Source organism: Rathayibacter sp. AY1E6, from assembly GCF_002931115.1.
Taxonomy (GTDB): Bacteria; Actinomycetota; Actinomycetes; order Actinomycetales; family Microbacteriaceae; genus Rathayibacter.
The window spans coordinates 83,062-108,603 of record NZ_PSVK01000009.1; the positions used below are offsets into that span (position 1 = coordinate 83,062).

Below are 25,542 nucleotides of genomic sequence, written 5' to 3' on the forward strand. Positions count from 1 at the left end.
GCCCCTTCTCCGACCTCCGAAGGAAGACCATGACCGACGCCTACTACGACCGCGCAGCCGACCGCCGCTACACCGCCGCCTACAAGAAGGAGACCCCCGACGTCCTTGCGGCGTTCACCGCCTTCGACACCGCCGTCTTCGCTCCGCAGGGTCGCGAGATCCCGCTCAAGTACCGCGAGCTCATCGCCTACGCCGTGGGCATCAGCAAGCAGTGCGTCTACTGCATCGACGGCCACGGCCAGAACGCCGTGCGCGCCGGTGCGACCGAGACCGAGCTCGCCGAATCAGCCTGGGTCGCGGCCGCCATCGGAGCCGGAGCCGCCTTCGCGCACGGCCGACTCGGCTTCAAGCTGACCGAGGACCACCCGCACTGATCGTGCCCCCGCCCCTGTCCCTCCTACCGATCGGCCGATCATGACGAACGAACCCGCCTTCAGCATCACCCTCACCCCCTTCGACGAGGACTACTCGCCGGCCCAGAGCTCCCGGATCACCACCAACTTCGCGAATCTGGCCCGCGGCGAGCGCCGCCGGGAGAACCTCCGGACCGCGCTGCGGATGATCGACGACCGGTTGAACGATCTCGTGCCGGGCGACGATCCGAGCCGCGGCCGCTACACGGTCGGGCTCGACATCGTCTCCGTCGGGCTGCGGCTCACCGCGGACGGCGAGGACCGGGAGTTCCCCCTGCTGGAGGTCCTGCGCACCCGGATCCTCGACCGCCGCACCGGCCGATGTCAGCCGGGGACACTGGGGAACAACTTCTCCTCCTACCTCCGCGACCACGACTTCAGCGTGCGGCTGCCGGCGGTCAACACCTCGCAGGCCGGCTTCACCGTCCCCGACGACTTCGGCGTCCTGCACGGCGCGCTCTTCCAGCACTTCCGGGACTCCGCGCAGTACGCGGAGCTCTCGTCGACGCCGCCCGTCATCTGCATCAGCGTCTCGACGAGCAGGACGTACCGGCGCACCGGGACCCTCCATCCGATCCTCGGCGTCGAGTACCGGCAGGACGAGCTCTCGCTGACCGACCGGTACTTCTCGGAGATGGGCCTCGGGGTCCGCTTCTTCATGCCGCCCGGCAGCACGGCGCCGCTCGCGTTCTACTGCGGCGGCGACCTGCTGGAGGACTACTCGGACCTCCAGCTCATCGCCACGATCAGCACGATGGAGACGTTCCAGAGGATCTACCGGCCCGAGATCTACGGCGCGCGCTCGGCCGCCGCCGACGTCTACCGGCCGGACCTGGAGCAGCAGGACTACGTGCGGCCCGCGGTCTCCTACGACCGCGAGGAGCGCGGTCGGCTCGCGGTCGAGCAGGGGCGGTTCGCGGAGGAGCACCTCATGAAGCCGCACGGGGAGCGGCTGCGGCAGTGGGCCGCCGGGTACGCGGGAGCGGTCCGATGAGCGCCCGCGGATCCTCGACGTCCCTCCCGCTCCTGCCCACCTCGATCGCCGGCAGCCTGCCGAAGCCGTCGTGGCTCGCGCAGCCGGAGACCCTGTGGTCCCCGTGGCGCCTGACCGGCGACGCCCTGGCCGAGGGCAAGCAGGACGCCCTGCGCGCCGCTGTCCACGAGCAGCACCACCGGGGCCTGGACATCGTCAGTGACGGGGAGCAGACCCGGCAGCACTTCGTCACGACGTTCATCGAGCACCTCACGGGCGTCGACTTCGAGCGGCGCGAGACGGTGCGCATCCGCGACCGGTACGACGCGAGCGTGCCGACCGTCGTCGGCGCCGTGGGGCTCGAGAGGCCCGTGTTCGCCGACGACGCCCGGTTCCTGCGCGAGCAGACCGATCAGCCGATCAAGTGGGCGCTGCCCGGCCCGATGACGATGATCGACACCCTCTCCGACCGGCACTACGGGAGCCGCGAGAAGCTGGCGTGGGAGTTCGCGACCATCCTCAACGAGGAGGCGCGAGCCCTCCAGGACGCCGGAGTCGACATCGTCCAGTTCGACGAGCCCGCCTTCACCGTCTTCTTCGACGAGGTGCACGACTGGGGCGTGGCCGCGCTGGAGAGGGCGGCGGAGGGACTCCGCATCGAGACCGCGGTGCACATCTGCTACGGCTACGGGATCAAGGCGAACACCGACTGGAAGGCGACCCTCGGGTCGGAGTGGCGGCAGTACGAGGAGTCGTTGCCGCTCCTCCAGCAGTCCTCGCTCGACATCGTCTCGCTGGAGAGCCACCACTCCCACGTGCCGATGGAGCTGATCGAGCTCGTCCGTGGCAAGAAGGTCATGCTCGGAGCGATCGACGTGGCGAGCGGGACCGTCGAGACGCCCGAGGAGGTCGCCGACACCCTCCGACGCGCCCTCCGGTTCGTCGACGCGGACCTGCTCCTCCCGAGCACGAACTGCGGCATGGCGCCGCTGCCCCGCGACCTCGCCTGGGGGAAGCTCAGTGCGCTGAGCGCGGGAGCAGCGATCGTCCGCGAGGAGCTCGCGCCCTGACCGGCCTCCGGGGAGACGGGTCGCGGCCGGCCCGTCTCCCCGGAGGTCCCGCCCGCCTCACCCCTCCGCTCGCGCCTCCTGCGCCGCGATGTCCTTCATCGCCAGGTCCGCCCGGCGGAACTGGTCCGTCTCCGGAAGCGCGAGGTGCAGTCCGGCGACGGTCGTGAGCGAGACCGTCACCTCGGCCACGGTCACGTCGAGGACGTGCCCGCCCTTCTCGCGGGCGTCGTCGACGTAGTGCAGGTGGTACCCGGGGACCGACACGGCCTGCTCGAACTGCGGAGTGCGGAAGCCCGCGATCGTGCCGCGGGTGTCGGCGATGCCGGTGACGCTCTGGTGGGCGGTCGCCTCGATCAGGGGCGGGTACGGCTCGGTCTGCGCGCCCACGGTCCGGGTTCGGACCTCGGTGAACCGGCCGTCGATCCGCAGGGCGACGGGGATGTTCCCGCCGTCGACCGCGTCGTCGATCAGCCGGGTGAGGCCGGCGAGACCGGTCGGCTCCTCCACCGTGAACGTCGTGGTCGCGTGGAAGGGCAGCACGGCGGCGAAGGGCGTCCGGTCGTCGCCGTCCGCGACCTGGACGGAGCCGTCGCTGCGCAGGTGGTAGCAGACGCCGTCGACGATCACCATCTCGCCGTCCAGGTGGTTGAAGGTGCCCAGCCCGAGGTCGCCGTGGGTGAGCAGCTCGCCGATCGTCAGGTCCCCGTCGTAGACCCCGGCCAGCAGGGCGGCCATGGTCGAGCTCTGGTAGATCGCGTAGTCGTCGGTCGAGTCGACCGTGTGCGTGCTCATTCGAAGGCGTCCTCGACCAGGTGGGCGGCGATGTCGACGTTGCGGCTGTAGTCCACCGCGACGTCGATGATCGAGACGCCCGGCTCGGCGAGGGAGGCGCGGAAGGCCTCCTCGAACTCGGCGAGGCCGCTCACCCGCCTGCCCGTGGCGCCGAACGCCGCGGCGAACTTCTCGATGTCGTAGTCGCCGAGCTGGACCCCGGACTTGCGGCCGTACTTCAGCAGCTGCTGGAAGCCGACCATGTCGTAGGTGTCGTCCCGCATGATCACGTGCGTGAACGAGAGGCCGAGCCGCGTCGCCGTCTCGATCTCCGTCGCGGAGAACAGGAACCCTCCGTCACCCGAGACGGAGACCACCGGGGTCCCGGGGCGCAGGAGGCTCGCCGCCATGCCCCACGGGAAGGAGACGCCGAGGGTCTGCTGCCCGTTCGAGAAGAGCAGGTGCTTGGGCTCGTACACGCGGAAGTGCCGGGCCATGAAGATGTAGTTCGAGCCGATGTCGCAGGCCACGGTGGCGTCGTCCGAGAGCAGGTCGCGCATCAGGAGCACGAGGCGGGCGGGATCGACGGTCCCGGGAGCCGCCTCGGCCGTCCGCGCCGCGTCGTCGATCCGCTCCAGCTCGCTCCGGTGCCGGGCGACCCGGTCGGCCGCGTCCTCGTCGAGCTGCAGGCCGGAGACGAGGGGCGTGAGGGCCGCGACCGTCTGCGCGAGATCGCCCTTCAGCTCCAGCGCCGGCAGGTAGTGGTTGTCCAGCGGGGCGTCGACGGAGTCGATGTGGACGATCCGACGGTCGACGTCGCTGTTCCAGATCACCGGGTCGTACTCGACGGCGTCGTAGCCGATCGCGACGACGAGATCGGACTCGGCGAGGGCGAGGTCGGCGGGCTGGTTCTTGAAGAGGCCGACGCGGCCCAGGTAGTGGTCCTCGAGCTCGCGGGAGACGAGGCCGGCCGCCTGGAACGTCTCGATCACCGGCAGCTCCGTCTCGCTGATCAGGGCCCGCAGGGCCGCGACGGTCTCCGGCTCCGACGCGCGGAGGCCCACGAGGAGGACGGGCCGCTCCGCGGTGTTGATCAGGTCGGCGGCGTGCGTGAGGTCCTCGGCGCTCGCCGGACCGCTCGTCGGCCCCGTGGCCGCCCGGGTGATGACCCGCGAGGTCGGCGCGGCCATCACGCTGGCCGACAGGACGACCGCCGCGGCGCCTCGGGGCTCGGTGACCGCGGCGCGGAAGGCGTTGCTGACCGCCTCCGAGACGTCGTCCGGATCCGTCGACTCGACCGTGTACTTCGTCACGGTGGTGAGGAAGGCGGCCGCGTCCATCGACTGGTGCGTGCGCTTGAGGCGGTCGGCGAGCTGCACGGCCCCGGCGAGCGCGACGACCGGGTCCTGCTCCGTGTTGGCCGTGAGCAGGCCGGTGGCGAGGTTGGTCGTGCCGGGGCCGGAGGTCACGAGGACGACGCCCGGGCTGCCCGTCAGCCGTCCCACCGCGGCAGCCATGAAGGCGGCGTTCTGCTCGTGCCGGCAGACGATCAGCTCCGGCCCCTCGTCGGCGAGGACGTCGAAGACCGCGTCGATCTTCGCTCCCGGGATCCCGAAGACGTACTTCACGCCGTTGGCGGTCAGGGTCTCGATCACCCGCCGTGCACTGCGCGTCTCGACGTTCGGCTGCTCCATGGTCCGCTCCGCTCTCTGCTCGGTTGTACCGACGAGCGTAGGAACGGGGGCACCCGGAGCGACCCGGTCAGATGACTCGTTCCCACCGGTGCATCTCCGGCGGCGTACCGATCGCAGTGACGGAGCGCTCGGGCGGGACACGCTCGGCTCCCCCGCCGACGGTCTGCTCCGAGAGTCGTCCGACGCTCGCCGCGACGTCCCCGGTCGTGATGGACTTGCCCGCATGATGATCTCTCCGCGCGAGTCCGCGCACGACACGAAGGCAGGCGTCTGATGGCCGAGGAGCGCGCGATCCTCGCGGGCGGATGCTTCTGGGGGCTCCAGGAGCTCATCCGCGACATGCCGGGCGTCTTCAGCACCCGCGCCGGGTACGCCGGCGGCAGCACGCCGAACGCGACCTACCGCCACCACGGCGACCACGCGGAGGCGGTCGAGATCGAGTTCGATCCCGAGCAGCTCTCCTACCGCGACCTGCTCGAGTTCTTCTTCCAGGTGCACGACCCGACGACGAAGAACCGTCAGGGCAACGACATCGGCACGGCCTACCGCTCCGTGATCCTCTTCCTCTCGCCTGAGCAGGAGAGGGTCGCGCGCCAGACGATCACCGAGATCGACGCGTCGGGCCGCTGGCCCGGACCGGTCGTCACCGAGGTCGAGCCCGCCGGCGAGTTCTGGGACGCCGAGGAGGAGCACCAGGACTACCTGCGCAAGCACCCCGGCGGCTACACCTGCCACTGGGTCCGGCCGAAGTGGGCGCTCGACGCCTGATCCCGGTCACGCGGGACGCGGGGCCCCGGGCTCCGCTCCCGCGGGCACGGCTCGCGCGCGGTGCGCGAAGAGAAGCACGACGGCGACCGCCGAGAGCACCAGGGCCGGCGTCGGGGCCCAGGCCGGAGCGAGCGTCACGGTCGCCGCTCCGACGACGGCTCCGACCGCGAGGCTCGCGACGATGAGCGCCTGGAGGGTCCTCGACCCGGACGAGCGCTCGGCGAGCTCCTGCATCAGGCTCGTGAGCGTGCCCGTGACGAACGTGGTCGTCAGGCCGGCGGCGCCGGAGATCCGCTTCGCGAGCACGGTCTGCAGCCCCAGCGCCGCCGCGCTGGTCGCGATGAACGCGCAGTCCACGAGCAGCGACGTGCCGCCCTGCACCGTCGGCCAGGCGACCGCGACGGCGAGCTGCAGGACGACCCCCACGAGTGCGATCGCGCGGAGCGGACGTCTCCCGTCGCCGGTCGACGGCGTGCGCGCCCGGGTCGTGCGGAACCCGGCGTAGACCGCTCCGGCGAAGAAGACGATCGCCGTGACCGCTCCGGCCGCGGTCGTCAGCCAGGCGGAGCGGGGGTACAGCCCCAGCAGCACCAGGTTGCCCGTCATGTTCGCGGTGAAGATGCCGCCGAGCAGGAGGAACGCGAACGCGTCGGTCGCGCCCGAGGCGATGGCCAGCAGCACCAGGGCGAGCCTGAGGCGCGCGGGGCCGGTCACCGCCGTCACGCGCGGCCCTCACCCATGGAGCTGCCGCCAGGTGACGATCTGCTCGCCGCGGAGCTCGTAGCTCCCGAAGCAGCGGAGCCAGTGGCCCTCCCCCGTGTCCGAGCGGAGGTGCAGGGCGTGCTCGGTGAGGACGACGCTGCCGGCGACGGCGATCGTGACGAGGGCGATCCGGATCTCGGTGAACGCCCGGTGGACCTCGTCGCACATCTCGAGGACCCGCGCCCGCCCCGCGATCTCCTGCGAACTCGACGCGCTGTAGACGACCTCCGGATGCAGGAACGGGATGAGCTGGCGGCTGTCGCGAGCGCTCCACACCTCGAGGAAGTCGCGCACGACCAGCTCGTTCTCGATCATCGCGATGCCCCGCACCGACGCGTCCTGCCAGCTCTCGGCCATGGGTCCTCCCGCCGTCCCCGCACCGACACTCGTCGATGGCGACGAGCCTGCCCGAGAGCGCCCCGGGCGCCTACGCGTCGGATGACCCGATCTCCCCGCCGGCGGGCTCACCGCGCGTGGGCCGTCGCCAGCTCGCCCCAGTGCGTCGTCGCCCGGAGCGAGAGGGCGTCGCGCTTCATCGTCCACACCGGCCCCGTGCGGATGCCTGCCAGCCCGAGGCCGACCGCGGACCGGCCGTGGCGCTTGGTCACGGCGTCGATGGTGGCGCCGAGGCCCTTCGTGTCGAAGGCGGTGTCGAAGATCTCGAGCAGCGCGTGGGAGTTCCGGGGCGACAGGTTCGTGAGGATGACGCCGGCCCGCACGTAGCGCGCGCCCTCCCGCAGCCGCGGGCGCAGGGTGCCGATCGCGGCCCTCACCATCGCCACCGGGTCGTCCGTGGGGACGGGGAAGCCGGCCAGGCCGCCGGCGGACTCGTAGGGCGCGTCCGCGAACGGCGACGTCGACGCGAACACGCTCATCGTCCTGGTGACCGACTCCTGCGCGCGGAGGCGGTGGGCGGCGCGCTGCGCGTAGACGGAGAGCACCTGCTCCATGTCGCTGATCGTCGTCACGGGAGTGGCGAACGACCGGGAGAAGATCAGCTGGTCGCGGACGGTGCGGGCGGCCTCGAGCGGGATGCAGTCGACGCCGCGCAGCTCGTAGACGGAGCGCTGCAGGACGACCGAGAACTTCTTGCGGATCAGCGCGGGGTCCGCGTCGCGGAGGTCGCGGACGGTGTGGATGGACAGCTCCGCGAGGCGCTTCCCTGTGCGGCCGGCGACTCCCCACAGCTCGGTGACGTGCTGCGAGGCCATGAGCGCGTCGAGCTGCTCGGGCGTGTACCAGTCCGTGTCGCAGACGCCCCCCAGGCGCGGGTGCTTCTTCGCTCCGCCCTTGTTGACGAACTTCGCGAGAGTCTTGCTCGGTCCGAAGCCGACGCAGACGGGCAGCCCGACGTTCTTCGCGACGGCCGCCCGCATCTCCCGGCCGATCTTCGCCCGCTCCGCCACGTCGCCGTCGACGCCGAGGAAGGACTCGTCGATCGAGTACACCTCCTGCCAGGCGGAGTAGCGGCCCAGCAGCTCCATGACGCGCGCGGACAGCTCGCCGTACAGCTCGTAGTTGCTCGATCGGGCGATCACTTCCGGGAGGCGACCGGAGCGGATGAGCGGCTCGATCTGGAACCAGGGCGTGCCGTTCTCGATCCCGAGCTGCTTCACCTCGTCGGAGCGCGCGACCACGCAGCCGTCGTTGTTCGAGAGGACGACAACGGGCCGGCCGGCGAGCTTGGGGTCGAACAGCCGCTCGCAGGAGACGTAGAACGAGTTCACGTCGACCAGGGCGATGCGCCGTTCAGAGCGCACGGTGCAGCCGGTGGAGGCAGACGGTGACGACGCCCCACACCTGGAGGTCGCTCAGCTCGGCGACGTGGATCGGCGGGTACTCCGGGTTCTCGGCCCGCAGCACCACTCCCCCGGGGTGCAGCTCGAGGCGCTTGACGGTCAGCTCGCCGTCGAGGATCGCGATGACCACGCTCCCGTGCGTCGGCGTGATCGACCGGTCGACCACGAGCTCGTCGCCGTCGCTGATGCCCGCGCCGACCATGCTCTCGCCCGAGACGCGGACGATGAACGTCGACGTCTTGTCGCGGATCAGGTGGTCGTTGAGGTCGAGGGACCCGTCGAAGTAGTCCTGCGCCGGCGACGGGAATCCCGCCGCCACGGCCTCGCTGGTGACGAGGAAGGTGACGGCGACGGCGTCCGAGGCCGGAGTCGCGATGCGCTCCACGACGGTCACGCTCATGGTCGGCTCCCTCCTCATCGCATCGAACGTGTGTTCGAACGCGTCCGAGTGTAGGTCGGGGGCACCGACATTCGGGAGGCGCTCGGCGCCGTCCTCGACCGCCGGCGAGGAGGATCACCGGCGACGCCGCTGGGCGCCCGGAGGAGTGGCGCGTCGGCCGACGCGAGTCCAGCCTCCCTGGAGCCTTCTCCGGCACGATCCGACCTCATCCCCTCGGAAGGAGCTCCTCTCATGCGCGCATCCCGTCCTCTTCCCGGCGACCCCTGGCCGTCGGAGATGGTCATCACGGTCGAGGACAACCCCGCGGCGCTGCTCGAGCTCCTCTGGATCCGCGAAGCGTGGGGCTTCACTCCGGCGGGCGACGGGCCGCCGCCGCTCGAGCGGTCCCCGGAGCGGGTCGGGTCGGCGGAGCCCGGCGCCGACGAGCAGCGCGCCTGGCCTCAGCTGTGGCAGGACTGCGTCGAGCATCTGGCGGTCGAGACCGGCCCGCTCCTCCGGCAGCTCTCCAGCACCGCCGACGGATCCCCCGAGCGCGCACGCCTCCTCGACCTCGCGCGCGGCCCCGGCTGGCGGGAGCGCTTCGGCGACGACTCCCTCGGAGCGCCTTTCCGCGCCTGGCACGACGAGCTGCGGTCCGCCCGGATGGACGCACGGGACGTCCCTCTGGACGCCGCCCCCGAGCGGCGCTGCCTCGGCTCCCTCGTCCCCGCCTGGGAGGCCGGACTGACGACGGTGGTCACCCTCCCCTGCCGCGGCGAGTACACGCGCGCCGTCTCCGGCTCGGTGCTGCTCCTGACCGACAGCGACCACCGGGACCCGGACCGCTACGCGGCCGCGCTCCGCCGGTTCGCCGACGGCTCTCTGGAGTGACGGGGCACGGATCTCCGGATCGGATGAACGCTCGCGCGCTCCGGACGGTATCCCCCTCCGAGCCGCCGATCTCCGGCGACCGCAAGTCTCGAGGAGTGCACGATGACCAGGAACATCAGAGTCGGTATCGCAGCTGTCGCCGTCGCGGGCGTGATGGCGGTGGCACCCGTGCTCGCCGGTGCGAGCAGCGTCGCTCCCGCCGCGGCGACCAGCGACTCCAGCAGCGCGTCGGACAGGAACCTGATCAACGCGGTCCGCTCCGTGGCGGCGAAGCTGCGGGTCGTCGGACTCTCCGACGGCGGCACGAAGCTCGTGCAGTTCAACCCGACCAAGCCCGGCAAGGTCACGAACCGCGTCGCCGTCACCGGCCTCACCGGCGGCGACACCGCGCTCGTCGGCATCGACTACCGGGTCCAGGACGGCGCCCTCTACGGCGTCGGCGACAACGCGGCGAGCGCCGGCGTCTACTCCATCAACCCGTCCACCGGCGTGGCCACTCAGGTGACCCGTCTCACCGTGGCGCTGAGCGGCACCTCCTTCGGCGTCGACTTCAACCCCGCCGCCAACGCGCTGCGCGTGGTCAGCGACACGGGCCAGAACCTCCGTCAGCCGTTCGCCACCGCGGGCGCCGCGACGGTCGCCGACGGCACGCTCAGCTACGCCGCGCCCGCCGTGGCCACCGGTGTCGCCGGGGCCGCGTACACGAACAACGACCTCGACGCGAACAGCGCGACCACCCTGTTCGTCCTCGACACGGCCCTCGACCAGATCGCGATCCAGTCCCCGGCCAACGCCGGCACCCTGGCGCCGACCGGGAAGCTCGGCCTCGACGCAGCGGGTGCGACCGGCTTCGACATCTACTCCGTCCTCCGCAACGGCAGCTCCATCGGCTCGGTCGGCCTCGCCGCCGTCAACGGGTCGCTCTACGAGATCGGACTGCTGAACGGCACGGCGACTCCGCTCGGCGCCATCGGGGCGAACGTCACGGACATCGCCGTTCCGCTCGTCCAGCGCTGACCCGAAAGGCTCCCGGCGACCGCGCCCCTGCCGACCGACGCTCCCGGTGAGCGCCGGTCGGCAGGACGCCGGTCGGCAGGACGCTCCGGCGGGCCGCCGGGGCCGAGAGCCCTCGTCGGAAAGTTCACTCAGCTATGCATCACCGTTCACCCACCGACGCGGCGATGAGGAGTGAGATGAGCGTGCCCCTTTCCGGGGTCTCACCTCTCAAGGAGTCCACGACGTGACACGACTGTTCCGCTCCGCGAACCGCGGACGCTCCGCTCTGGCCCTCTCGGCCGCTGCTCTGGTCTGCGCCGCCGCCCTGGCCGCACCCGGCGCCGCCACTGCCGTCGGTGCCGCCGACCTCTCCGCCACCGGCGGAGCCGCCCGCATCTCCCCGGTCGACGCCGACCTCTCCGACTCGCTGCGCGCAGCGGTGAAGGAGCAGGACGCGAAGAACGTCATCCTCCTCATCGGGGACGGCATGGGCGATTCGGAGATCACCGTCGCCCGCAACTACCAGTACGGAGCGGCCGGCCGCTTCCCCGGGATCGACGCCCTGCCGATCACCGGCCAGTACACGACCTACTCGCTCTACCGTGCGGACGACCCGGCGACGGGCGCCGTCAAGGGCGCCCCGGACTACGTGCCCGACTCCGCCGCCACCGGCAGCGCCTGGGCCACCGGCACCAAGACCTACGACAACGCCATCTCGGTCGACATCGACCAGCAGCGCAAGGACACCCTCCTCGAGATCGCGAAGGCGAACGGCCTGAAGACCGGCAACGTCACCACCGCCGAGATCCAGGACGCCACCCCGGCCGTGCAGGCCGCCCACGTCGACGCCCGCAGCTGCTACGGACCCGACAGCGCGAGCTGCGGCGACGACGCGCTGGAGAACGGCGGACTCGGCTCGATCAGCGAGCAGATCCTCGACACCCGCGCCGACCTGACCCTCGGCGGAGGCTCGGCCAGCTTCGCGCAGGTCGCCCGCGCCGGCAACTGGAGCGGCGAGCCGCTGTTCCAGCAGGCCGCGGAGCGCGGCTTCCAGGTGCTCGGGGACGCCACGACTGCCGCCACCGCCGCGCAGCTCGACGCGCTGACCGTCGCCGACCAGGACGCGCCCGTGCTCGGACTGTTCAACTCCGGCAACCTGCCCGTCCGCTACGCGCCCACCCCGGCGACGGTCGGCGGAGCGGACGCCGCCCCGCAGACCTGCGTCGCGAACCCCGACCGTCCGGCCGAGCAGCCGACGCTCCGCTCCATGACCGAGAAGGCGATCGACCTCCTCGACACCGGCGACAAGGGCTTCTTCCTCCAGGTCGAGGGCGCGAGCATCGACAAGCAGGACCACGCTGCGAACGCGTGCGGCCAGATCGGCGAGACCGTCGACCTCGACGAGGCCGTCCAGGCCGCGCTCGCGTTCGCCGAGGCGGACGGGAACACCCTCGTCATCGTCACCGCCGACCACGCCCACTCCAGCCAGATCGTCGACTCGACCCCGCCGACCTCGCTCAGCACCGCGCTGAAGACCGCCGACGGCAGCACCATGAAGGTGTCGTACGGCACCGCCGCCGAGGGCGGATCGCAGCAGCACACCGGAACGCAGCTGCGCATCGCCGCCTACGGGCCGGGCGCGGCGAACGTCGCCGGGCTCACCGACCAGACCGACACGTTCTTCACCATCACGAACGCGCTCGGAGTGGACCGCGACATCCGCTCGATGAGCTTCGAAGCCACCGCCGAGCTCTCCGGCTCGTCGTTCGCCCCCGGAGCCGACGTCACCCTCACCGCGAAGGGCTTCAACGGGGACACGCAGCTGATCGGCTCCGCGCCCCTCTTCACGGACCGCACCGCGACCCGCGACCTCGCCGGCGGCGGCCTCACCGTCACGGCGAAGGCGCCCACCACGCCCGGCGACTACAGCGTCACGGTGACCGGCGACCAGACCGGCAAGGCGATCACCCTGCCGTTCACCGTCACCGAGCGCCCGAAGTCGAGCACCCCCATCACCGACAAGGTCAAGGACATCGGCGGGAAGCTGATCGACAGGATCCGCCAGCACTGAGCACTCGTCGGCCCGGCTCCTCTGGAGGAGCGCGGGCCGGCGGAGTCGCAGGAAGGGCCGTCCCTCGGGGCGGCCCTTCCTCGCGTCCGGGGGGATCGGCACGACCGAGCGGGCCGGGTGAGCCCGCCGTTCGATCAGGACGCGTCGGCTCCCGGCGACTCGCGACGCGGCACGGCCCCCGCGCGATGCACGATCGAGCGGATCAGCGCTTCGAGCAGGAGCGCCGCCCCGGCGAGCGCCACCGAGGCGGCGACGACCGACTCCGTCCAGGGCGTGGTGTCGTACGACTGGTAGCCGACGAGCGCGGGAGCGATCGCGAACGTCGCGACGAGGTAGCCGGGCAGCGTCGATCCGATCAGGAGGACGAAGGACGCGGCGCGGAGGGGCGACGTCCTCGCCACGAGGACCGCGAGGACGAGCAGGCCGGCGGGTGCGGCCAGTCCCAGCAGGACCGCCGGGAGCATCGCCTGCAGGATCGTCGGTGCTCCGAGGATCCCGGACAGGACCGCGTGCAGGCCGAGGCAGCCGAACGCCGCGGCGACCACGGTCCGCATCACCGCGACCGGGCGCCGCCGTCCCGGACCGACCGCGGCGAGGACGGCGAGAGCGACGAGGAGGTGCCCGATCCCGAGCAGCTGCGCTGCCGATCCGATGTTCTCCCACGGATCGGAGGGCCACGAGTAGTCGTACCGGTGGTCCTCGATCGCCTGCTCGCCCAGGATCGGCCCGGCGACGGCCCAGCGCTGGGCGGCTGCGAGCTGCTGCAGCCCGGCCGAGGCGAGCATCAGGGCGCCGGCCGCGAGGATCCGGCTCGAGCTCCGCTCTCGGGCTCCGGGACGTCCTGACTCCGCTGCTGTCATGCGGCCACGGTAGGGGCCGGGCCGTCCGGCACGGGTGGCCGGGAGGAGAACGTCTCGCCGCGATCGGTCCGCGCGAGACGCCTGCGCGCGATCCGTCGGGACCGGCCCCGGGCACCGGTGGGGGATGCTCCGCGGGGGACGAGACGAGGCCACCGCATCCTCCGCGCACCGGCCCCTGCCCTGTTGCGGACATGTCCGCTAGAGGCTGTTGTCGGCGGTGGGACCGGGTGCCACTGTTCGGAGACGGCCGCCCACGGTCGACCCGATCGAAGGCTCCAGCATGCGCTCTCCCTCCGCCTCCCGCCCGACCGACCCGGACGCCGGTACGGCCCGCTCGACCCCTGAGCGGAGGACGAGGCCTCGGCCGGCGCTCGGCCTGCTCGCGCTGACGGCGACCGTCGCGCTCCTCCTCGGGACCACGGCTCCCCTGTCCGCGGTCGCCGCGGCTCCCGCTGCGACCGGTGTCGTCGGCTGGGGTGACGACTCCAGCGGGCAGGTCACTGCGCCGGCTGGGCTCACCGACGCGACGGCGATCGCCGCGGGCGGCTCCCACAGCCTCGCCCTGCGCAGCGACGGCACCGTCGCCGCCTGGGGCGAGGACAGCAGCGGGCAGGCCACCGTGCCGACCGGTCTGGACGACGTCGTCGCCGTCGACGCCGGCGTGAACCACAGCCTCGCCCTGCGGAGAGACGGGACCGTCACCGCCTGGGGCGACGACGGCGACGGGCAGGCCACAGTGCCGGACGGGCTCGCCGACGTCACCGCCATCGCTGCCGGCGGCTACCACAACCTCGCCCTGCACGGCGACGGGACCGTCACCGCCTGGGGATACGACTTCTACGGCCAGGCGACCGTGCCGGACGGGCTCAGCGGAGTCGTCGCCATCGCCGCCGGCCGATTCCACGACCTCGCGCTGCACCGCGATGGCACCGTCACCGCCTGGGGATACGACGCCTTCGGGCAGACCGACGTGCCCCCGGGACTCACCGGCGTCACCGCCGTCTCCGCCGGAGCCTCCCACAGCCTCGCGCTGCGCTCGGACGGGACCGTCGTCGCCTGGGGCAGCGACAGCGACGGCCAGTCCGATGTCCCCGACGGCCTCGCGGACGTCACCGCCGTCGCCGCCGGCGGGTACCACAGCCTCGCTGTGCGCCGCGACGGCACCGTCACCGCCTGGGGCTACGACGGCTTCGGCGAGGCCTCCGTGCCGACGGGACTCACCGGCGCCACCGCCGTGTCCGGCGGCAGCTTCCACAGCCTCGCCCTCGGCGCTCGGCCCGTCTTCACGGCCGACGCCCCTCCGGCGACGGCGCCTCTCGGAGCGCCCTTCTCCTACACCTTCGCCACCGGCGGCGCGTCGACGTTCGAGCTCGCCTCCGGGTCCCTCCCGGCCGGCCTGACCCTCACCTCCGCGGGCGTCCTCTCCGGCACCCCGACCGTCGAGGGAGCGTCCTCCTTCACCGTGTCCGCCCGCACCACCTTCGGCACCACCACCGGCACGCCCCACACCCTCGCCGTTGGACCGGCGGCGACCGCTCCGACCCTCTCGGGGACGGCCGCGGCCGGCGTGGTCGGCTCCGCCTACGACTTCACGTACACGGCGACCGGATCCCCGGCGCCGGTCGTCACCGTCGCGTCGGGCACTCTGCCTCCTGGGCTCGCCCTCGACGGCTCGGGGCGCCTCACCGGTACTCCGACCACCGCGGGGACGTACGGCTTCACCCTCCGCGCGGTGAACCCGGCGGGCACCGTCGAGGCGGCGAGCACGCTGACCGTCTCTCCGCAGAAGGCGACCACGAGGGCCGACCTGCGCGTCGACGTCTCCGCTCCGACCACCGCGGTGAAGGGGAGGACGTTCACGTACACGCTCATCACGAAGAACGCCGGACCCTCCGCGTCGACGTCCGTCTACTCGAAGGTGATCCTCCCCCCGACCGTGCAGTTCGAGTCCGCCACGGGCTCGTACAGCCGCATCGGGAGCATCGTGATCTTCCCGCGCTCGAGTCTCGCGAACGGGCAGACCGTCACCGAGAGGATCACCGTCACGGCCACGCGCACCGGCACCGCGACCGCCTTCGCCGCCGCGTTCTCGGTCAGGACACCGGACCCGTCGATGCGCAGCAACGCCGACAACGCCGCGACGACCGTCCGCTGACCGCGGGCGCAGGAGGACAGCGGGCGGGCCTCCGGGATCGCCCGACGTCTTGATCCGCGAGGTACGGATGCACCCGGAATCCCCGTTCACCGGCGCCCGACCCGCGGAGGGGGCGGCTAGAGCACGTCCGCGATCGCGGCGAACGTCCTGTCCGGGTCCTCGAGCTGCATGTCGTGGTGCACGCCCGGGAGCCGGCGCACCTGCCAGCCCCGCTGCTCGAGCCGCGCGGCCAGGGCGTCCGGCAGCACCGCCGGCGACTGGTCGGAGAGCACGACCGTCGACGGGACCGTCGGCGCCTCGACCGGGACCGGGTGGAAGGCGACGTCCCGGAACACGCCGACGGCCATCCGCGCGTCGAACCGCTTCTTCGCGTCGTCGAGGAGCGCGCGGGTCTCGGGGCTGTAGGCGGCGCGGACCGCGGCGCCCGCCCGCGCCTGTCCGAGCTGAGCGAGGCCGAGCGACAGGAGCGGCACCGCCCAGAACAGCCGTCCGGCGAGGCCGCTCGTCGGCAGCGACAGGGCGAACCCGGGATCGAGGTAGACGGCCCGGCCGGGCGCGAGTGCGGCGACGGCGCGCTGCAGCACCGCGCCGCCGAGCGAGTGGCCGACCACGCTGTCGAGCCCCGCCGGCAGCGACTCGACCAGATCAGCGGCCATGTCGTCGATCCGGTACGACTCCGCCCGCGGGCTCGCGCCGTGCCCACGCAGATCGACGGCCGTGACCGTGTAGCGGCCGGTCGCGACGAGCCGCTCGACGAACGGCCCCCAGGTCGTCGCCGACGCGCCGAGACCGTGCACCAGCCCGACGTGTCGTGGTCCGGATCCGGTGGTGAGGGTCTGCAGGCGCATCCCCTGATCCTGCCGGAGACGGCGCCTGAGGCGGAGGCGCCGGGCGGATGCGGAGCCTGCTGCTGCACCCTCTGCGTCGACGATCGCGCCACATCTCCTGCCATCGAGGTGTGCGCTCTTGACTCCGCCGATGAGCGCTGGGAGGTTCTCCGGATGCGGTGGCACTCCGCCGTCCGCCCGAGCAGCCGGCCGAAGAGAGGACCTCCATGACAGCGACGAGCAGAGCCACGGGAACGGTCGGCCGGACCGCCGTCGTCTTCGGGGCGGCGGGTCTCGTCGTCGGGGCCGTCGTCGGCGGAGCCGCCGTCTTCGGAGCGGGGCTCCTCCTCGACGACTCGAGATCGAGGATCACGATCCGGGACGTCACCCGCGCGGAGCTGGACGGACTCGAGCGCGCTGCCGCTCCGAGCAGGGAGGCCTGCGGAGATCGTCGTGGGTGCGTGGAGGGCGTCGACGGGCCCGGGGCGTCGATCCACCGCTACCACTCCCTCGATCTCGCGCGGCAGGCGACGGTGTACAACACGAGGGACGTCTACCGGTCGGACCGGCTCGTCGTCGAGTTCGAACCGGATCTGGGCCCCGATGAGCGGCACGACCTGATCCAGGTGATCGAAGGGACCTGGACCGGGAGCAGCGACTGACGGGCGTGAAGCGAGCCGCACGGACGGCGTCGACGAGCGACCGGAGGGCGGGGCCCTCGACTACTCGCTCAGCGCCGATCCTCCCCCGGAATGCCCACCGGACAGGGGCCTCCGCAGGGGGTCCGCTCGGGTGCGGTCCGGGCCTACGCTCGCCCCATGCACCTCCGCACGGTCGCGATCAGGCCCGGCACCGCCGCCCTCGCGCCGGTCGGCGCGCCGCCTCGGACCGCGCTGGACGACGTGCTCGCCCACCTGATCGCGGCGCTGGCGATCGGATCCGGCCTGCTGCTCGTCCCGGCGGGCGTCGGCGGAGTGCCGCTCCTCGCCACCGGATCGACCGGAGCGAGCGCCTTCGAGGCGTGGGCGCTGATCCGGACGACGGTGGCCCTGCAGATCGGCATCGCCGTGCTCGCGATCGGTCTCGGCGCCGTGGCGCGGACGCGCGGACCCGCGGGAACCCGGGCGGAGCGCTGGTGCGTGGTCGCCGCGGTGAGCGCCGCGATCGGCGTGGTCCTGCTGGTCGTGCCGCCGGCCTGAGGAGCCTCCGGAGAGCGACGACCACCGGCCCGTCAGAATCGCCGCGCCCGGCCGTGACCGAACCGTCACCTCGCGCCGCGCGGCGTGATCGGATCGTTGCAGGATCCGGCACCGGCTGAGGTTCCGCATAGGACACACTCGGCCACAGGGGGCGATCGTCCCCCGCTCATGGGGAAGCCGACCGCGATCAGCGGCTCGGAGAAAGCAGGAATCGTGCGTTCTGCGCGACGACGCCACGGCGTCACCATCATCACCACTGCGGCACTGCTGGGGGCGCTCGCGTTCCCGTCCGTCGCCCTGGCCACCGAGGTCGTCCCTGACGCCGCCTCGAGCCCCGCACCGGCCGAGCCGGCTCCCACCGCGGAGCCGACCGCGACTCCGGAGCCCACGGCGACGCCGCAGCCGGCCTCGACTCCGGCGCCCACTCCGGCTCCGACCACCGCGCCCGTCGAGAGCGCGCAGTCGCCCCTGGCGATCGCCCTCGACCGCACCACCTACGAAGCGGGCTCGGCGTTCTCCGCGATCCCCTCGGCGGAGGGCTGGGCCGGCGGCCTGGACGTGTCCGGGACCGGTTTCCAGCCCGGCACCGTCGCCGTCGTCGTGCTCCGCGACGGCGCCTCGGAGGAGGCCGTCACCACCAGCGTGATCACCGCCTCCGGCGAGCTCCGCCTCCAGGACTGGCTCCCCACCGACGCGGACGGCGTCGCGGTGGACCCCCACCTCCCGCTCCCCGGCGAGACGATCTCCGTCGTCGCGGAGGGACTCGACGCCTCGGGCGCCCGTGTCGCCTCCGATGCCGTCGAGCTGACCGTGACGCAGCCCGACACGAGCGTCGTCTTCCAGAACCGGGAGGACGGCGGGGTGCTCCCGGCCGGTGCGGACATCCAGGTCGGAGAGTTCCGGATCTACGGCGTCGTCGCCTCGTTCCGCGGATTCGACCGCGGCGAGGACGTGTCCGTCACGCTCACCGCGCCCGACGGCAGCACCTCCGCCCTCGTGCCCCCCGCGCCGACCCCGCTCTCGGGCGAGGCCTTCGTCCTGCTCGACGCCGACACCATGGCGGACCAGCTGGGCACCTTCTCCGTCACCGCCACGGGAGAGACCAGCGGACGCTCCGTGACGTCGTCGCTGGAGCAGGTCCCCTCGCGCACCGCGATCCGGATCTGGCCCCAGGGGGCTTCGCCCGAGCCCGCCCCGGCGGACGGACAGCCCACCAGCGGTGGCGCTCTCCTCGGCTTCGGCGCGGACGAGACCGTCTCGATCGGCGTCTTCTCGACCTCGGGTGCGCGCCAGACGCTCACGGGCGGCGGCTCGAGCCTCGAGGTCGGCGTCGACGGGCTCGGCTGGAGCCTGATCTCCCTCGGCGAGTACCCTCTGCAGGACCCGGCGAGCGAGATCTACTGCGTCATCGCCCGCGGCACGTCGAGCGGTCTCGTGGCGAGCACCTCCTACGACTACACGCTGACGGAGGAGGACCCGATCGCCGGAGAGGCCGACTGCTCCGCCGCGGTCGCCGCCGTCACGGCGCACCCTGCCGGCGCCGGGCCCGCAGTGCACCCGGCCGGCTCCGGACCCGCGGCGCAGACGGGCGGCCACCGCCCCGTCCTCGCCTCGACCGGCGTCTCGACGACCGCGCCGCTCGCCCTGGCCGCCTTCGGCATCCTCGGCGGTCTCGCCCTGACGGTGCTCCGCCGCCGCCGCGCGTAGACGGCCGCGCACCGCGCACGACGAAGGCGCCCGGGCACACCGCCCGGGCGCCTTCGTCGTCGCGAGACCTGTCGGGTCAGTCGGACGGCACCGCGCAGGTCTCCTCCGCCGCGGTCTGACCCGGAGCGTCGACGGCGACGGGAGCGGGATCCGTCGGAGCCGCGCCGCCCTCCGCGGGCGTCTCCGCCGCGGGCGCCTCCTCCGCCGGAGCGTCGGACGCGAGGGTCACCGGCTGGTCGTTGAGGACGCGGCTCATGAGCTCGGCGCCGACCTCGGCGTTCGGCACGACCTTGCCCGGGTAGTCCGGGTCGTCGAGCGCCGGGTACTGCACGAACACCATCTTCGAGAGGTCGACGTCCTTCAGCGCGAGGGCGAGCGAGATCATCGTCGCCGGGCTCGTGAGCGACGTCGACAGGTGCACGTTCGACGAAGTCGCCTGCGCGAGTCCGTAGAGGGCGGGGATGTTCGAGAGGGTGTCGGCCGAGCGGACGGTGCGCATCAGGGAGGCCAGGTACTGCTGCTGCGACGAGATGCGGCTGAGGTCGCTCTGGTCGCCGACGCCGTGGCGGCTGCGGAGGAACGAGAGGGCCATCGACCCGGAGACGGTGGAGGTGCCGGCGGGCAGGTCCAGGCCCGAGTCGGTGTCGAGGATCGGACCGGTGAGGCAGATCGGGACCCCGCCGACGGCGTTGCTCATCTCGATGACGCCGTTGAAGGACACCCAGCCGGCGTAGGGCACCGTCAGGCCGGTGAACTGCTGCAGGGTGTCGTTGACGCAGGCGAGCCCGCCGTACTGGAACGCGGAGTTGAGCGGGACGCCGGCGGCCGCCTCGGTGACGACGCCCGTCTCGGGGTCGGTGCACGCGGGACGGTCCAGGATCAGGTCGCGCGGGAAGCTGATCACCGTCGCGCTGCGGTGGTCGGCCGAGACGTGGAGCAGGATGTTGACGTCGTTGAGCGTGTCGTCGCGGACGCCGAAGGAGTCGCCCTGCGTGGCGTCGTTGTCGGTGCCGACCACCAGGACGTCGAAGCCGCCCTCGACCGCGCCCATCTGCACGTTCCCGGCGGTGGGAGGAGCGACGCCGAGGTCGACCGCGTTGTCGGCGACGTTCCGGCTGATGCTCACCGTCGCGATCGCCACGAGCGAGGTGGCGCTGACAGCGAGGACGCCGACCACCGCCGCGATCCCGACCACCACTGTCCGCACCCCGGACCGCCGCCGGAGCCGCCCGTGCCGCACCGCGCGCTCGTGAACCCTCATGCGCTCCCACCCCTCGCCCCGCCCGCCCGTTCGCGGACGCAGTCGCTCGCCAGTGTAGGCAGGCCCCCTCCGATGCGGCGCGGAACGGCCCTGCTACCGTCGTGCGCGCATCGAGGAGCGGAGGAGGAGCCGTGGAACGCCGAGTCGTCGATCCCGTCACGCAGATCGAGTGGATCGTCCCGCCGTTCGCGACCGAGGAGGACACCCTCGCCCGCGCGCGGGCCGATCGGGAGGGGCGGCTCGCCGACCTCCGCCTGTACCCGGACCACTGCGCGGAGTATCCGCTCTGGGCGGTCGACGGCCCGATCGACGATCCGGGTGCGATCGGCGTCCCGGAGGCCCTGCACGGACCGCTGCTCCGCTGGCAGGAGCTCTGGGCGTCCGGATGCGACGTGTTCGAGGGCTGGAGGAGCGCCGAGGCGGAGGAGCGCTGGCTCGCCCTCGGCCGGGAGTTGCACACCGAGCTCGAGGCCGCCCTCTGGCTGACGACCCGGGTGCTCGCCTGCTTCTGAGGACTGCTGCTCGGACATCCGCGGGAAAGCCGGCGCAACCCGTCCCCGGACCGGCCCCTGCGTGCCTACCCTGGACGGTGCGCTCTCCTCGTCTTCTGCAGCAGGTCGTCGGCAAGCTCGGCGGGCAGCGGCCCGCGGCCCCGGTGAGCCGTCGGGCGCAGCGCGCGCTCCTCGCCGAGCAGACGGTCCGCGGAGTGCTCGAGCTGGCCGTGCGGCTGGGCGAGACGCTGCTCTCGCTGGGGTCCGCGGCCGCCGAGGTGACCGAGACGATCCAGCGGGTGTGCCGCGCGTACGGCATCGAGTGCCAGGTCGACCTCACCTTCACGTCGATCCTGGTCGTGCACGACGGAGGCGACGACTCCCCCAGCGTGAGCGTGCTGCGCGTCGTCCCCTCCCGCAGCGCCGACTACGAGCGGCTCGCCCGCGTGACGGCGCTCGTCACCGCCATCACCGAGGGCTCGCCGGAGGTGCGGGTCGCCGACGCCGTCGATTCCGCCGAGGCCCGCGAGGAGGCCCGGCACCAGTTCGAGGCCGCGCACGACCGGCTCGACGCGATCCTCGTCCAGCCGCACCGCTACCGCCGCGGAGTCGTCACCCTCACGCTCGCGCTGATGGCCGCGGGCGTCGCGCTCCTGCTCGGGGGCGGACCCCTCGTCGTGCTCCTCGCCGCCGCGACGGCCGCCGCGATCGACCTGGTCAACCAGCTGCTCGCCCGCTGGGGCCTGCCCGCCTTCTTCCAGCAGATCGCGGGCGCCGCGCTGGCGACCGGAGTGGCGGTGGTGCTGCTCGCGGTCGTGCCGCGGCTGCCCGTGGAGCTGGCGGTACTGCCGCCCGCGCTCGTCGTCGCGTCGGGGGTGGTCGTGCTCCTCGCCGGGCTCTCGTTCGTGGGAGCGGCGGACGACGCGATCAACGGGTTCCCGATCACCGCGGGCGGCCGGCTGCTCGAGGTCGGGCTGCTGACGCTGGGCATCGTCGTCGGCATCGCCGTGGTGCTCGACGGCGCGCGCTCGCTCGGGGTCGAGCTGGTGCTGGTCGACTCCTACGCCCGCCCCTGGCCGGCGGCCGTGCAGGTGCTCGGCGCCGGGGTCGCGGCCGGCGCCTGGGCGCTCTCGTCGCACACCCCGCCGCGGCCCGCGCTCATCGCCGCCCTCACCGGAGCCGGCGCGTTCCTTGTCTCCGACTCGCTGACCACCTCGGGCTTCGCGCCGCTCATGGCCAACGCCCTCCCGGCGCTGGCGATCGGCCTGCTCGGCGAGATGCTGGCCGAGCGGATGCGGGTGCCCACCGTGGTGACGACCGCGTGCGCGATCGTCCCCCTCCTGCCCGGCCTCACCCTCTACCGCGGCGTCCTCGGCCTCACCTCGAACGCCGGCCCGAGCGCCGGGATCGAGCTCCTGCTCCAGGCGGGCATGATCGCGCTGGGCCTCGCCGGCGGAGTCACGCTCGGCCGGATCGCCTACCGCCGCCTGCGCACCCCGATCGTGCGGGCGGTGGCGCCGGTCCGCGCCCGGACCCGCCGGGACCGCGGGATCGAGCAGGCCCTCGCCGCCGACGTCCTCTACCCCGACGGCGCCGAGGCCGGGCAGGCGGACACCGCGCAGGTCGTCACGGCGCCGGGCGGCGGATCCGGCCTCACGGCGTCCGACCCGTCGGCGCCGGCCGCGGTCGACCCCGCACCGCTGCCCGACGAGCCGGCGCCGGCCGCCGAGGAGCCGTTCACCCGCACCGGGATCGTCCCGATCGTCAGCACGATCGGCGTGACGGAGCCGGTGCCGATCGTCACCGAGGAGGATCCGGCCGACCGGGGCTGACGACAGGGCCTGCTCCCGCGGTCGGCTCCTCGCCGCAGAGGGAGCCGCCCCGCCGGTCAGCCCGCGTCGCCCCGCACGACCGCGGTCCGGCGGGTGTCGATGACGATCACCGAGCCGAGCACGATCAGGGCGAGCGACACCGAGGCGAGCGTGTCGGTCAGCCAGTGGTAGCCGAGGTAGAGCCGGGCGACGATCTGGCCGGCGATCATCCCGAGCGAGAGCGCGAAGCCCCCGATCATCCAGCTCCGGGAGGAGCGGCGGGAGGCGAGGAGGAACGTGGTGATCAGGAAGAAGTCGCTCACGCCGGTGACGTGGCCGGAGGGGAACGAGAACGTGACGTCGGGCCCGAGCAGCATGTACTCAACCGGCGGGCGCATCCGCATCACGAGGTGAGCGGCCAGCTGCACGCTGAGCATCCCGACGAGCATGCCGCCGGCCAGGAGGATCGGCCGCCAGAGGTGCCGCGCGAGGACGAACCAGAGCACGAGCACCGCCAGGATGATGACCGGCAGGTAGACCGGCCCGAAGACGGTGGCGAGCGCGTCCATCACGACCGTGCCCTCGGCGGAGCGCTTCTCGCGGAACCACTCGGCGACGACCGGATCGAGGACGGTGAGGCCGGTGCCGCTCGCGACCTGCGCGGTGAAGGCCGCGAAGAGGACGACGCCGACGCCGATGAGGCCGAAGCCGGCCCGGTCGAGGCCGCGGCGCGCCTCCGGGGCCATCACGCGCTCCTCCACGAGGAACCGCTGGTGGAAGCGGGCGCGGCGCGAGAGGGCGGGGGTGCTCATCCGCTCACCCTAGGGCTGCGGAGGCGCCGCCGACCGGGCCGTTCGCTCAGCGTCCTGCCGCGTAGTGCGTCTGGATCTGCTCCGGCGTGAGGACCGTCGAGTACACCGCGGCGTAGCGCAGGCTCCCGCCGAAGTACGAGGAGCCGACGTTCGGCCACTGGCCGCCCAGGCTGTCGTATCCGATCTTCCAGGTGCCCGTCGTGTTCTCGGCCGTGCGGTACGTGCTGTTCGAGGCGACCTTCACGCCGTCGACCCAGAGCGCGATGCCCGCCGTCGGCGAGAGCGTGGAGACGACGTGGTGCCAGAGCCCGTCGTTGACGGCTCGGGTGCTCGTGATGGTCTGCGCGGCGCCGTTGTAGACGCCGAAGACGAGCTTGCCGTCGGCACCGATGTAGGTGTGGCGGTCGTACTGGCCGCCGGGAGCGGTGGCTCCCGCGCTGAAGCTGAAGAGCTTGCCGCCCGCGTTCGTGGTCTTGAACCAGATCTCGGTGCTGAAGGTGCCGGGGTTCCTGATCTCCAGCGGCGTGCTCAGGTACTGGTTGGTGCCGTTCGGCGTCCAGGAGCCGCCCGCGTCGCGCGGGCAGGCCTTGGGCGTCGCGGCGGAGCTGACCATCGCGGTCGGGAAGATGCTGGTGGAGCGGTAGGTGCCCGGGTACTGGCCGGAGTCCGTGTCGGGCGCGGTCGTCGATCCGCTCGGCTGCGCGAGCGTGTAGGCGAAGAGCGCGGCCCCGCGGTCGGCGGCGAGGGCGCCGTCGCAGGTGAAGAACGCGGCGGCGCTGCCGACCGTGTTGGTCGAGTTCAGGATCGAGGCGGTGTACGCGCCGGAGGTGGCAGGGGCGGTGAGCAGCACGGCGGCCAGGGCGGCGGCGGCGAGGGCGGCGGCGGCAGACCTCGGGCGGGCGAGGAGGGTGCGCAGCCGCGCGGCCGGCGAGGCGGCGGAGAGGCGGTGCCGGCTCATGCCGTCTCCTCCTCGCGGGCGGCGCGGCGGCCGCGCTCGGCGGTCCGCTCCGGCTCGCCGGGGAGGCCGACGAAGACCGTGTAGAGCACCGGGATCGCGCAGAGCAGGACGAAGAGGACCCAGCCCCAGAACGGCAGGTGCAGAGCGGAGGAGAGGGCGTAGGCGTCTCCGTCGTGCGCCGGGATCTGCAGGCGGCCGACCTGTCCGGAGACCAGGTCGACGGGGTCGGCGCCCTCGGCGCTCACGCGGATGGGGAGGACGCCCGTCGAGACGAGCGTGGCGTTCGTCGTGCCGCTGTCGGCCGTGGCCTCGAGGACGACGATGCCGACCAGCGGGCGGAGCACGAAGACGGTGACGGACGCGACGAGCGAGAGGCCGAGGATCCGCATCGACGCCCGCTGGGTGGGCGAGGCGATGAAGCGGGTGAGCAGCTGCACGAGGACGGCGCCGATGATCAGCAGCGGCAGGCCGCGCACGAGCCAGCCGAGCACCGGCAGCGCCGTGGTGACGACTCCGATGAGCTGGTCCTGGCCGGTGGCCCACGGATCGACGGCACCGTTGATGTCGCCCTGGGTGCGGAGCGTGCCGTCGTCCGCGATCTCGACGACCCGGTGGGTGTAGGTCTCGTCGGGCGTGGTGGTGGGGTGGAAGCTGACCGCGTCGCCGACCCGGACGTCCTCGAGGGCCGTCGGCTCGGTGAGGACGAGGGTGCCGACGGGGGCGGCCGTACCCATGGAGGGCGTCTGCACGATGAACCAGCGTCCGCCGGACGCGTGGAACAGGAGCGCCGCCGCGACCAGGACGGCCAGCAGAGCGGTCGTCGTCCAGATGAGGGCGGTGCGGAGGAGGGACCGGCGGGGGCGGTCGGTGCGGG

Annotated in this window: 25 protein-coding genes; 13 read left to right on the forward strand and 12 right to left on the reverse strand. The window is 72.9% G+C overall.

All coding sequences use genetic code 11. The features are described from left to right. The first annotated feature begins 29 nt into the window (after nt 1-29). From C5C46_RS09800 to C5C46_RS09810, 3 genes are read left to right on the forward strand one after another with little or no spacing between them, the layout of a single operon-like run. Nucleotides 30-374: a carboxymuconolactone decarboxylase family protein gene (locus tag C5C46_RS09800; protein ID WP_104223293.1), complete on the forward strand. Its 345-nt coding sequence runs from the start codon at nt 30-32 to the stop codon at nt 372-374. A 40-nt stretch (nt 375-414) separates the two neighbouring features. Next, nucleotides 415-1,407 carry a putative oxygenase MesX gene (locus tag C5C46_RS09805; RefSeq protein WP_104226543.1) on the forward strand — a complete coding sequence of 331 codons (993 nt, stop codon included), beginning with the start codon at nt 415-417 and terminating at the stop codon, nt 1,405-1,407. Then, nucleotides 1,404-2,456 carry a methionine synthase gene (locus C5C46_RS09810; protein WP_104226544.1) on the forward strand — a complete coding sequence of 351 codons (1,053 nt, stop codon included), beginning with the start codon at nt 1,404-1,406 and terminating at the stop codon, nt 2,454-2,456. The genes C5C46_RS09805 and C5C46_RS09810 overlap by 4 nt, the downstream gene beginning before the upstream one ends. 57 nt (nt 2,457-2,513) lie before the next feature. Here C5C46_RS09810 and budA read toward each other — a convergent pair whose 3' ends face one another. Together budA and alsS are read right to left on the reverse strand one after the other, a co-directional pair. Further along, entirely contained in the window at nt 2,514-3,248 is a 735-nt protein-coding gene (gene budA, locus C5C46_RS09815; RefSeq protein ID WP_104226545.1) for an acetolactate decarboxylase, read from the reverse strand. Further along, complete coding sequence (alsS, locus tag C5C46_RS09820; protein ID WP_104226546.1) at nt 3,245-4,921, reverse strand: acetolactate synthase AlsS; 1,677 nt, start codon at nt 4,919-4,921, stop codon at nt 3,245-3,247. Before alsS ends, budA begins: the two co-directional genes overlap by 4 nt. 273 nt (nt 4,922-5,194) lie before the next feature. On the opposite strand from alsS, the gene msrA reads away from it, so the two are divergent. Beyond that, entirely contained in the window at nt 5,195-5,689 is a 495-nt protein-coding gene (gene msrA / locus C5C46_RS09825; protein ID WP_104226547.1) for a peptide-methionine (S)-S-oxide reductase MsrA, read from the forward strand. A 6-nt stretch (nt 5,690-5,695) separates the two neighbouring features. Here the strand turns inward: msrA and C5C46_RS09830 are convergent, their stop codons facing one another. From C5C46_RS09830 to C5C46_RS09845, 4 genes are all read right to left on the reverse strand, one after another. Next, nucleotides 5,696-6,412: a YoaK family protein gene (locus tag C5C46_RS09830; RefSeq protein WP_104226548.1), complete on the reverse strand. Its 717-nt coding sequence runs from the start codon at nt 6,410-6,412 to the stop codon at nt 5,696-5,698. A 9-nt stretch (nt 6,413-6,421) separates the two neighbouring features. Next, a complete protein-coding gene (locus tag C5C46_RS09835) occupies nt 6,422-6,808 on the reverse strand; it encodes a nuclear transport factor 2 family protein (protein ID WP_104226549.1) in 387 nt (128 codons plus the stop codon). A 107-nt stretch (nt 6,809-6,915) separates the two neighbouring features. Continuing rightward, the gene (locus tag C5C46_RS09840) at nt 6,916-8,211 is read right to left on the reverse strand and encodes a Y-family DNA polymerase (protein WP_104226550.1); all 1,296 of its coding nucleotides are present in this window, start codon (nt 8,209-8,211) and stop codon (nt 6,916-6,918) included. Beyond that, a complete protein-coding gene (locus C5C46_RS09845; RefSeq protein ID WP_104223301.1) occupies nt 8,201-8,650 on the reverse strand; it encodes a LexA family transcriptional regulator in 450 nt (149 codons plus the stop codon). The genes C5C46_RS09840 and C5C46_RS09845 overlap by 11 nt, the downstream gene beginning before the upstream one ends. A 231-nt stretch (nt 8,651-8,881) precedes the next feature. Here C5C46_RS09845 and C5C46_RS09850 point away from each other — a divergent pair, with 231 nt between their 5' ends. The 3 genes from C5C46_RS09850 to phoA all read left to right on the forward strand — a co-directional run bounded on the left by C5C46_RS09850 (nt 8,882) and on the right by phoA (nt 12,587). After that, complete coding sequence (locus C5C46_RS09850) at nt 8,882-9,520, forward strand: hypothetical protein (protein WP_104226551.1); 639 nt, start codon at nt 8,882-8,884, stop codon at nt 9,518-9,520. Nucleotides 9,521-9,622: 102 nt separating this feature from the next. Then, nucleotides 9,623-10,537: a DUF4394 domain-containing protein gene (locus C5C46_RS09855; RefSeq protein ID WP_219812287.1), complete on the forward strand. Its 915-nt coding sequence runs from the start codon at nt 9,623-9,625 to the stop codon at nt 10,535-10,537. Between the two features lie 223 nt (nt 10,538-10,760). Beyond that, a complete protein-coding gene (phoA, locus tag C5C46_RS09860; RefSeq protein ID WP_308471129.1) occupies nt 10,761-12,587 on the forward strand; it encodes an alkaline phosphatase in 1,827 nt (608 codons plus the stop codon). Nucleotides 12,588-12,721: 134 nt separating this feature from the next. On the opposite strand, the gene C5C46_RS09865 is transcribed toward phoA, so the two are convergent. Further along, nucleotides 12,722-13,447 carry a hypothetical protein gene (locus tag C5C46_RS09865; protein ID WP_146078971.1) on the reverse strand — a complete coding sequence of 242 codons (726 nt, stop codon included), beginning with the start codon at nt 13,445-13,447 and terminating at the stop codon, nt 12,722-12,724. A 280-nt stretch (nt 13,448-13,727) separates the two neighbouring features. On the opposite strand from C5C46_RS09865, the gene C5C46_RS09870 reads away from it, so the two are divergent. Continuing rightward, on the forward strand, nt 13,728-15,602 hold the full coding sequence (locus tag C5C46_RS09870; RefSeq protein ID WP_104226553.1) for a DUF11 domain-containing protein: 1,875 nt from the start codon (nt 13,728-13,730) through the stop codon (nt 15,600-15,602). A 116-nt stretch (nt 15,603-15,718) separates the two neighbouring features. Here C5C46_RS09870 and C5C46_RS09875 read toward each other — a convergent pair whose 3' ends face one another. Continuing rightward, nucleotides 15,719-16,450, reverse strand: coding sequence for an alpha/beta fold hydrolase (locus C5C46_RS09875; protein WP_104226554.1), 732 nt, complete (start codon nt 16,448-16,450; stop codon nt 15,719-15,721). A gap of 206 nt (nt 16,451-16,656) precedes the next feature. On the opposite strand from C5C46_RS09875, the gene C5C46_RS09880 reads away from it, so the two are divergent. The 3 genes from C5C46_RS09880 to C5C46_RS09890 all read left to right on the forward strand — a co-directional run bounded on the left by C5C46_RS09880 (nt 16,657) and on the right by C5C46_RS09890 (nt 19,335). Then, nucleotides 16,657-17,091 carry a hypothetical protein gene (locus tag C5C46_RS09880; protein WP_104226555.1) on the forward strand — a complete coding sequence of 145 codons (435 nt, stop codon included), beginning with the start codon at nt 16,657-16,659 and terminating at the stop codon, nt 17,089-17,091. Between the two features lie 156 nt (nt 17,092-17,247). Beyond that, on the forward strand, nt 17,248-17,628 hold the full coding sequence (locus tag C5C46_RS09885; protein ID WP_104262235.1) for a hypothetical protein: 381 nt from the start codon (nt 17,248-17,250) through the stop codon (nt 17,626-17,628). Nucleotides 17,629-17,841: 213 nt separating this feature from the next. Then, the gene (locus tag C5C46_RS09890; RefSeq protein ID WP_146078972.1) at nt 17,842-19,335 is read left to right on the forward strand and encodes an LPXTG cell wall anchor domain-containing protein; all 1,494 of its coding nucleotides are present in this window, start codon (nt 17,842-17,844) and stop codon (nt 19,333-19,335) included. Nucleotides 19,336-19,411: 76 nt separating this feature from the next. Here the strand turns inward: C5C46_RS09890 and C5C46_RS09895 are convergent, their stop codons facing one another. Further along, entirely contained in the window at nt 19,412-20,596 is a 1,185-nt protein-coding gene (locus tag C5C46_RS09895; protein WP_146078973.1) for an LCP family protein, read from the reverse strand. Between the two features lie 131 nt (nt 20,597-20,727). On the opposite strand from C5C46_RS09895, the gene C5C46_RS16920 reads away from it, so the two are divergent. Both C5C46_RS16920 and C5C46_RS09905 read left to right on the forward strand, forming a co-directional pair. Beyond that, nucleotides 20,728-21,108 carry a hypothetical protein gene (locus C5C46_RS16920; RefSeq protein ID WP_104324363.1) on the forward strand — a complete coding sequence of 127 codons (381 nt, stop codon included), beginning with the start codon at nt 20,728-20,730 and terminating at the stop codon, nt 21,106-21,108. A gap of 77 nt (nt 21,109-21,185) precedes the next feature. Then, nucleotides 21,186-22,919, forward strand: a complete 1,734-nt coding sequence (locus C5C46_RS09905) for a threonine/serine exporter ThrE family protein (RefSeq protein WP_181134165.1) — start codon at nt 21,186-21,188, stop codon at nt 22,917-22,919. A gap of 56 nt (nt 22,920-22,975) precedes the next feature. Here C5C46_RS09905 and C5C46_RS09910 read toward each other — a convergent pair whose 3' ends face one another. From C5C46_RS09910 to C5C46_RS16925, 3 genes are all read right to left on the reverse strand, one after another. Continuing rightward, nucleotides 22,976-23,710, reverse strand: coding sequence for a phosphatase PAP2 family protein (locus C5C46_RS09910; protein ID WP_104226560.1), 735 nt, complete (start codon nt 23,708-23,710; stop codon nt 22,976-22,978). Between the two features lie 46 nt (nt 23,711-23,756). Then, nucleotides 23,757-24,668, reverse strand: coding sequence for a LamG domain-containing protein (locus tag C5C46_RS09915; protein ID WP_104226561.1), 912 nt, complete (start codon nt 24,666-24,668; stop codon nt 23,757-23,759). Then, nucleotides 24,665-25,542: S26 family signal peptidase (locus C5C46_RS16925; protein WP_104226562.1), on the reverse strand; the 878-nt coding region annotated here is incomplete at its 5' end. The genes C5C46_RS09915 and C5C46_RS16925, both read right to left, overlap by 4 nt.

Coding starts and splice junctions, on each gene's coding strand:
- C5C46_RS09800 (WP_104223293.1), top strand. CDS start 30: ATGACCGACGCCTACTACGACCGCGCAGCCGACCGCCGCTACACCGCC.
- C5C46_RS09805 (WP_104226543.1), top strand. CDS start 415: ATGACGAACGAACCCGCCTTCAGCATCACCCTCACCCCCTTCGACGAG.
- C5C46_RS09810 (WP_104226544.1), top strand. CDS start 1,404: ATGAGCGCCCGCGGATCCTCGACGTCCCTCCCGCTCCTGCCCACCTCG.
- budA (WP_104226545.1), bottom strand. CDS start 3,248: ATGAGCACGCACACGGTCGACTCGACCGACGACTACGCGATCTACCAG.
- alsS (WP_104226546.1), bottom strand. CDS start 4,921: ATGGAGCAGCCGAACGTCGAGACGCGCAGTGCACGGCGGGTGATCGAG.
- msrA (WP_104226547.1), top strand. CDS start 5,195: ATGGCCGAGGAGCGCGCGATCCTCGCGGGCGGATGCTTCTGGGGGCTC.
- C5C46_RS09835 (WP_104226549.1), bottom strand. CDS start 6,808: ATGGCCGAGAGCTGGCAGGACGCGTCGGTGCGGGGCATCGCGATGATC.
- C5C46_RS09845 (WP_104223301.1), bottom strand. CDS start 8,650: ATGAGCGTGACCGTCGTGGAGCGCATCGCGACTCCGGCCTCGGACGCC.
- C5C46_RS09850 (WP_104226551.1), top strand. CDS start 8,882: ATGCGCGCATCCCGTCCTCTTCCCGGCGACCCCTGGCCGTCGGAGATG.
- C5C46_RS09855 (WP_219812287.1), top strand. CDS start 9,623: ATGACCAGGAACATCAGAGTCGGTATCGCAGCTGTCGCCGTCGCGGGC.
- C5C46_RS09865 (WP_146078971.1), bottom strand. CDS start 13,447: ATGACAGCAGCGGAGTCAGGACGTCCCGGAGCCCGAGAGCGGAGCTCG.
- C5C46_RS09870 (WP_104226553.1), top strand. CDS start 13,728: ATGCGCTCTCCCTCCGCCTCCCGCCCGACCGACCCGGACGCCGGTACG.
- C5C46_RS09875 (WP_104226554.1), bottom strand. CDS start 16,450: ATGCGCCTGCAGACCCTCACCACCGGATCCGGACCACGACACGTCGGG.
- C5C46_RS09880 (WP_104226555.1), top strand. CDS start 16,657: ATGACAGCGACGAGCAGAGCCACGGGAACGGTCGGCCGGACCGCCGTC.
- C5C46_RS09885 (WP_104262235.1), top strand. CDS start 17,248: ATGCACCTCCGCACGGTCGCGATCAGGCCCGGCACCGCCGCCCTCGCG.
- C5C46_RS09895 (WP_146078973.1), bottom strand. CDS start 20,596: ATGAGGGTTCACGAGCGCGCGGTGCGGCACGGGCGGCTCCGGCGGCGG.
- C5C46_RS09910 (WP_104226560.1), bottom strand. CDS start 23,710: ATGAGCACCCCCGCCCTCTCGCGCCGCGCCCGCTTCCACCAGCGGTTC.
- C5C46_RS09915 (WP_104226561.1), bottom strand. CDS start 24,668: ATGAGCCGGCACCGCCTCTCCGCCGCCTCGCCGGCCGCGCGGCTGCGC.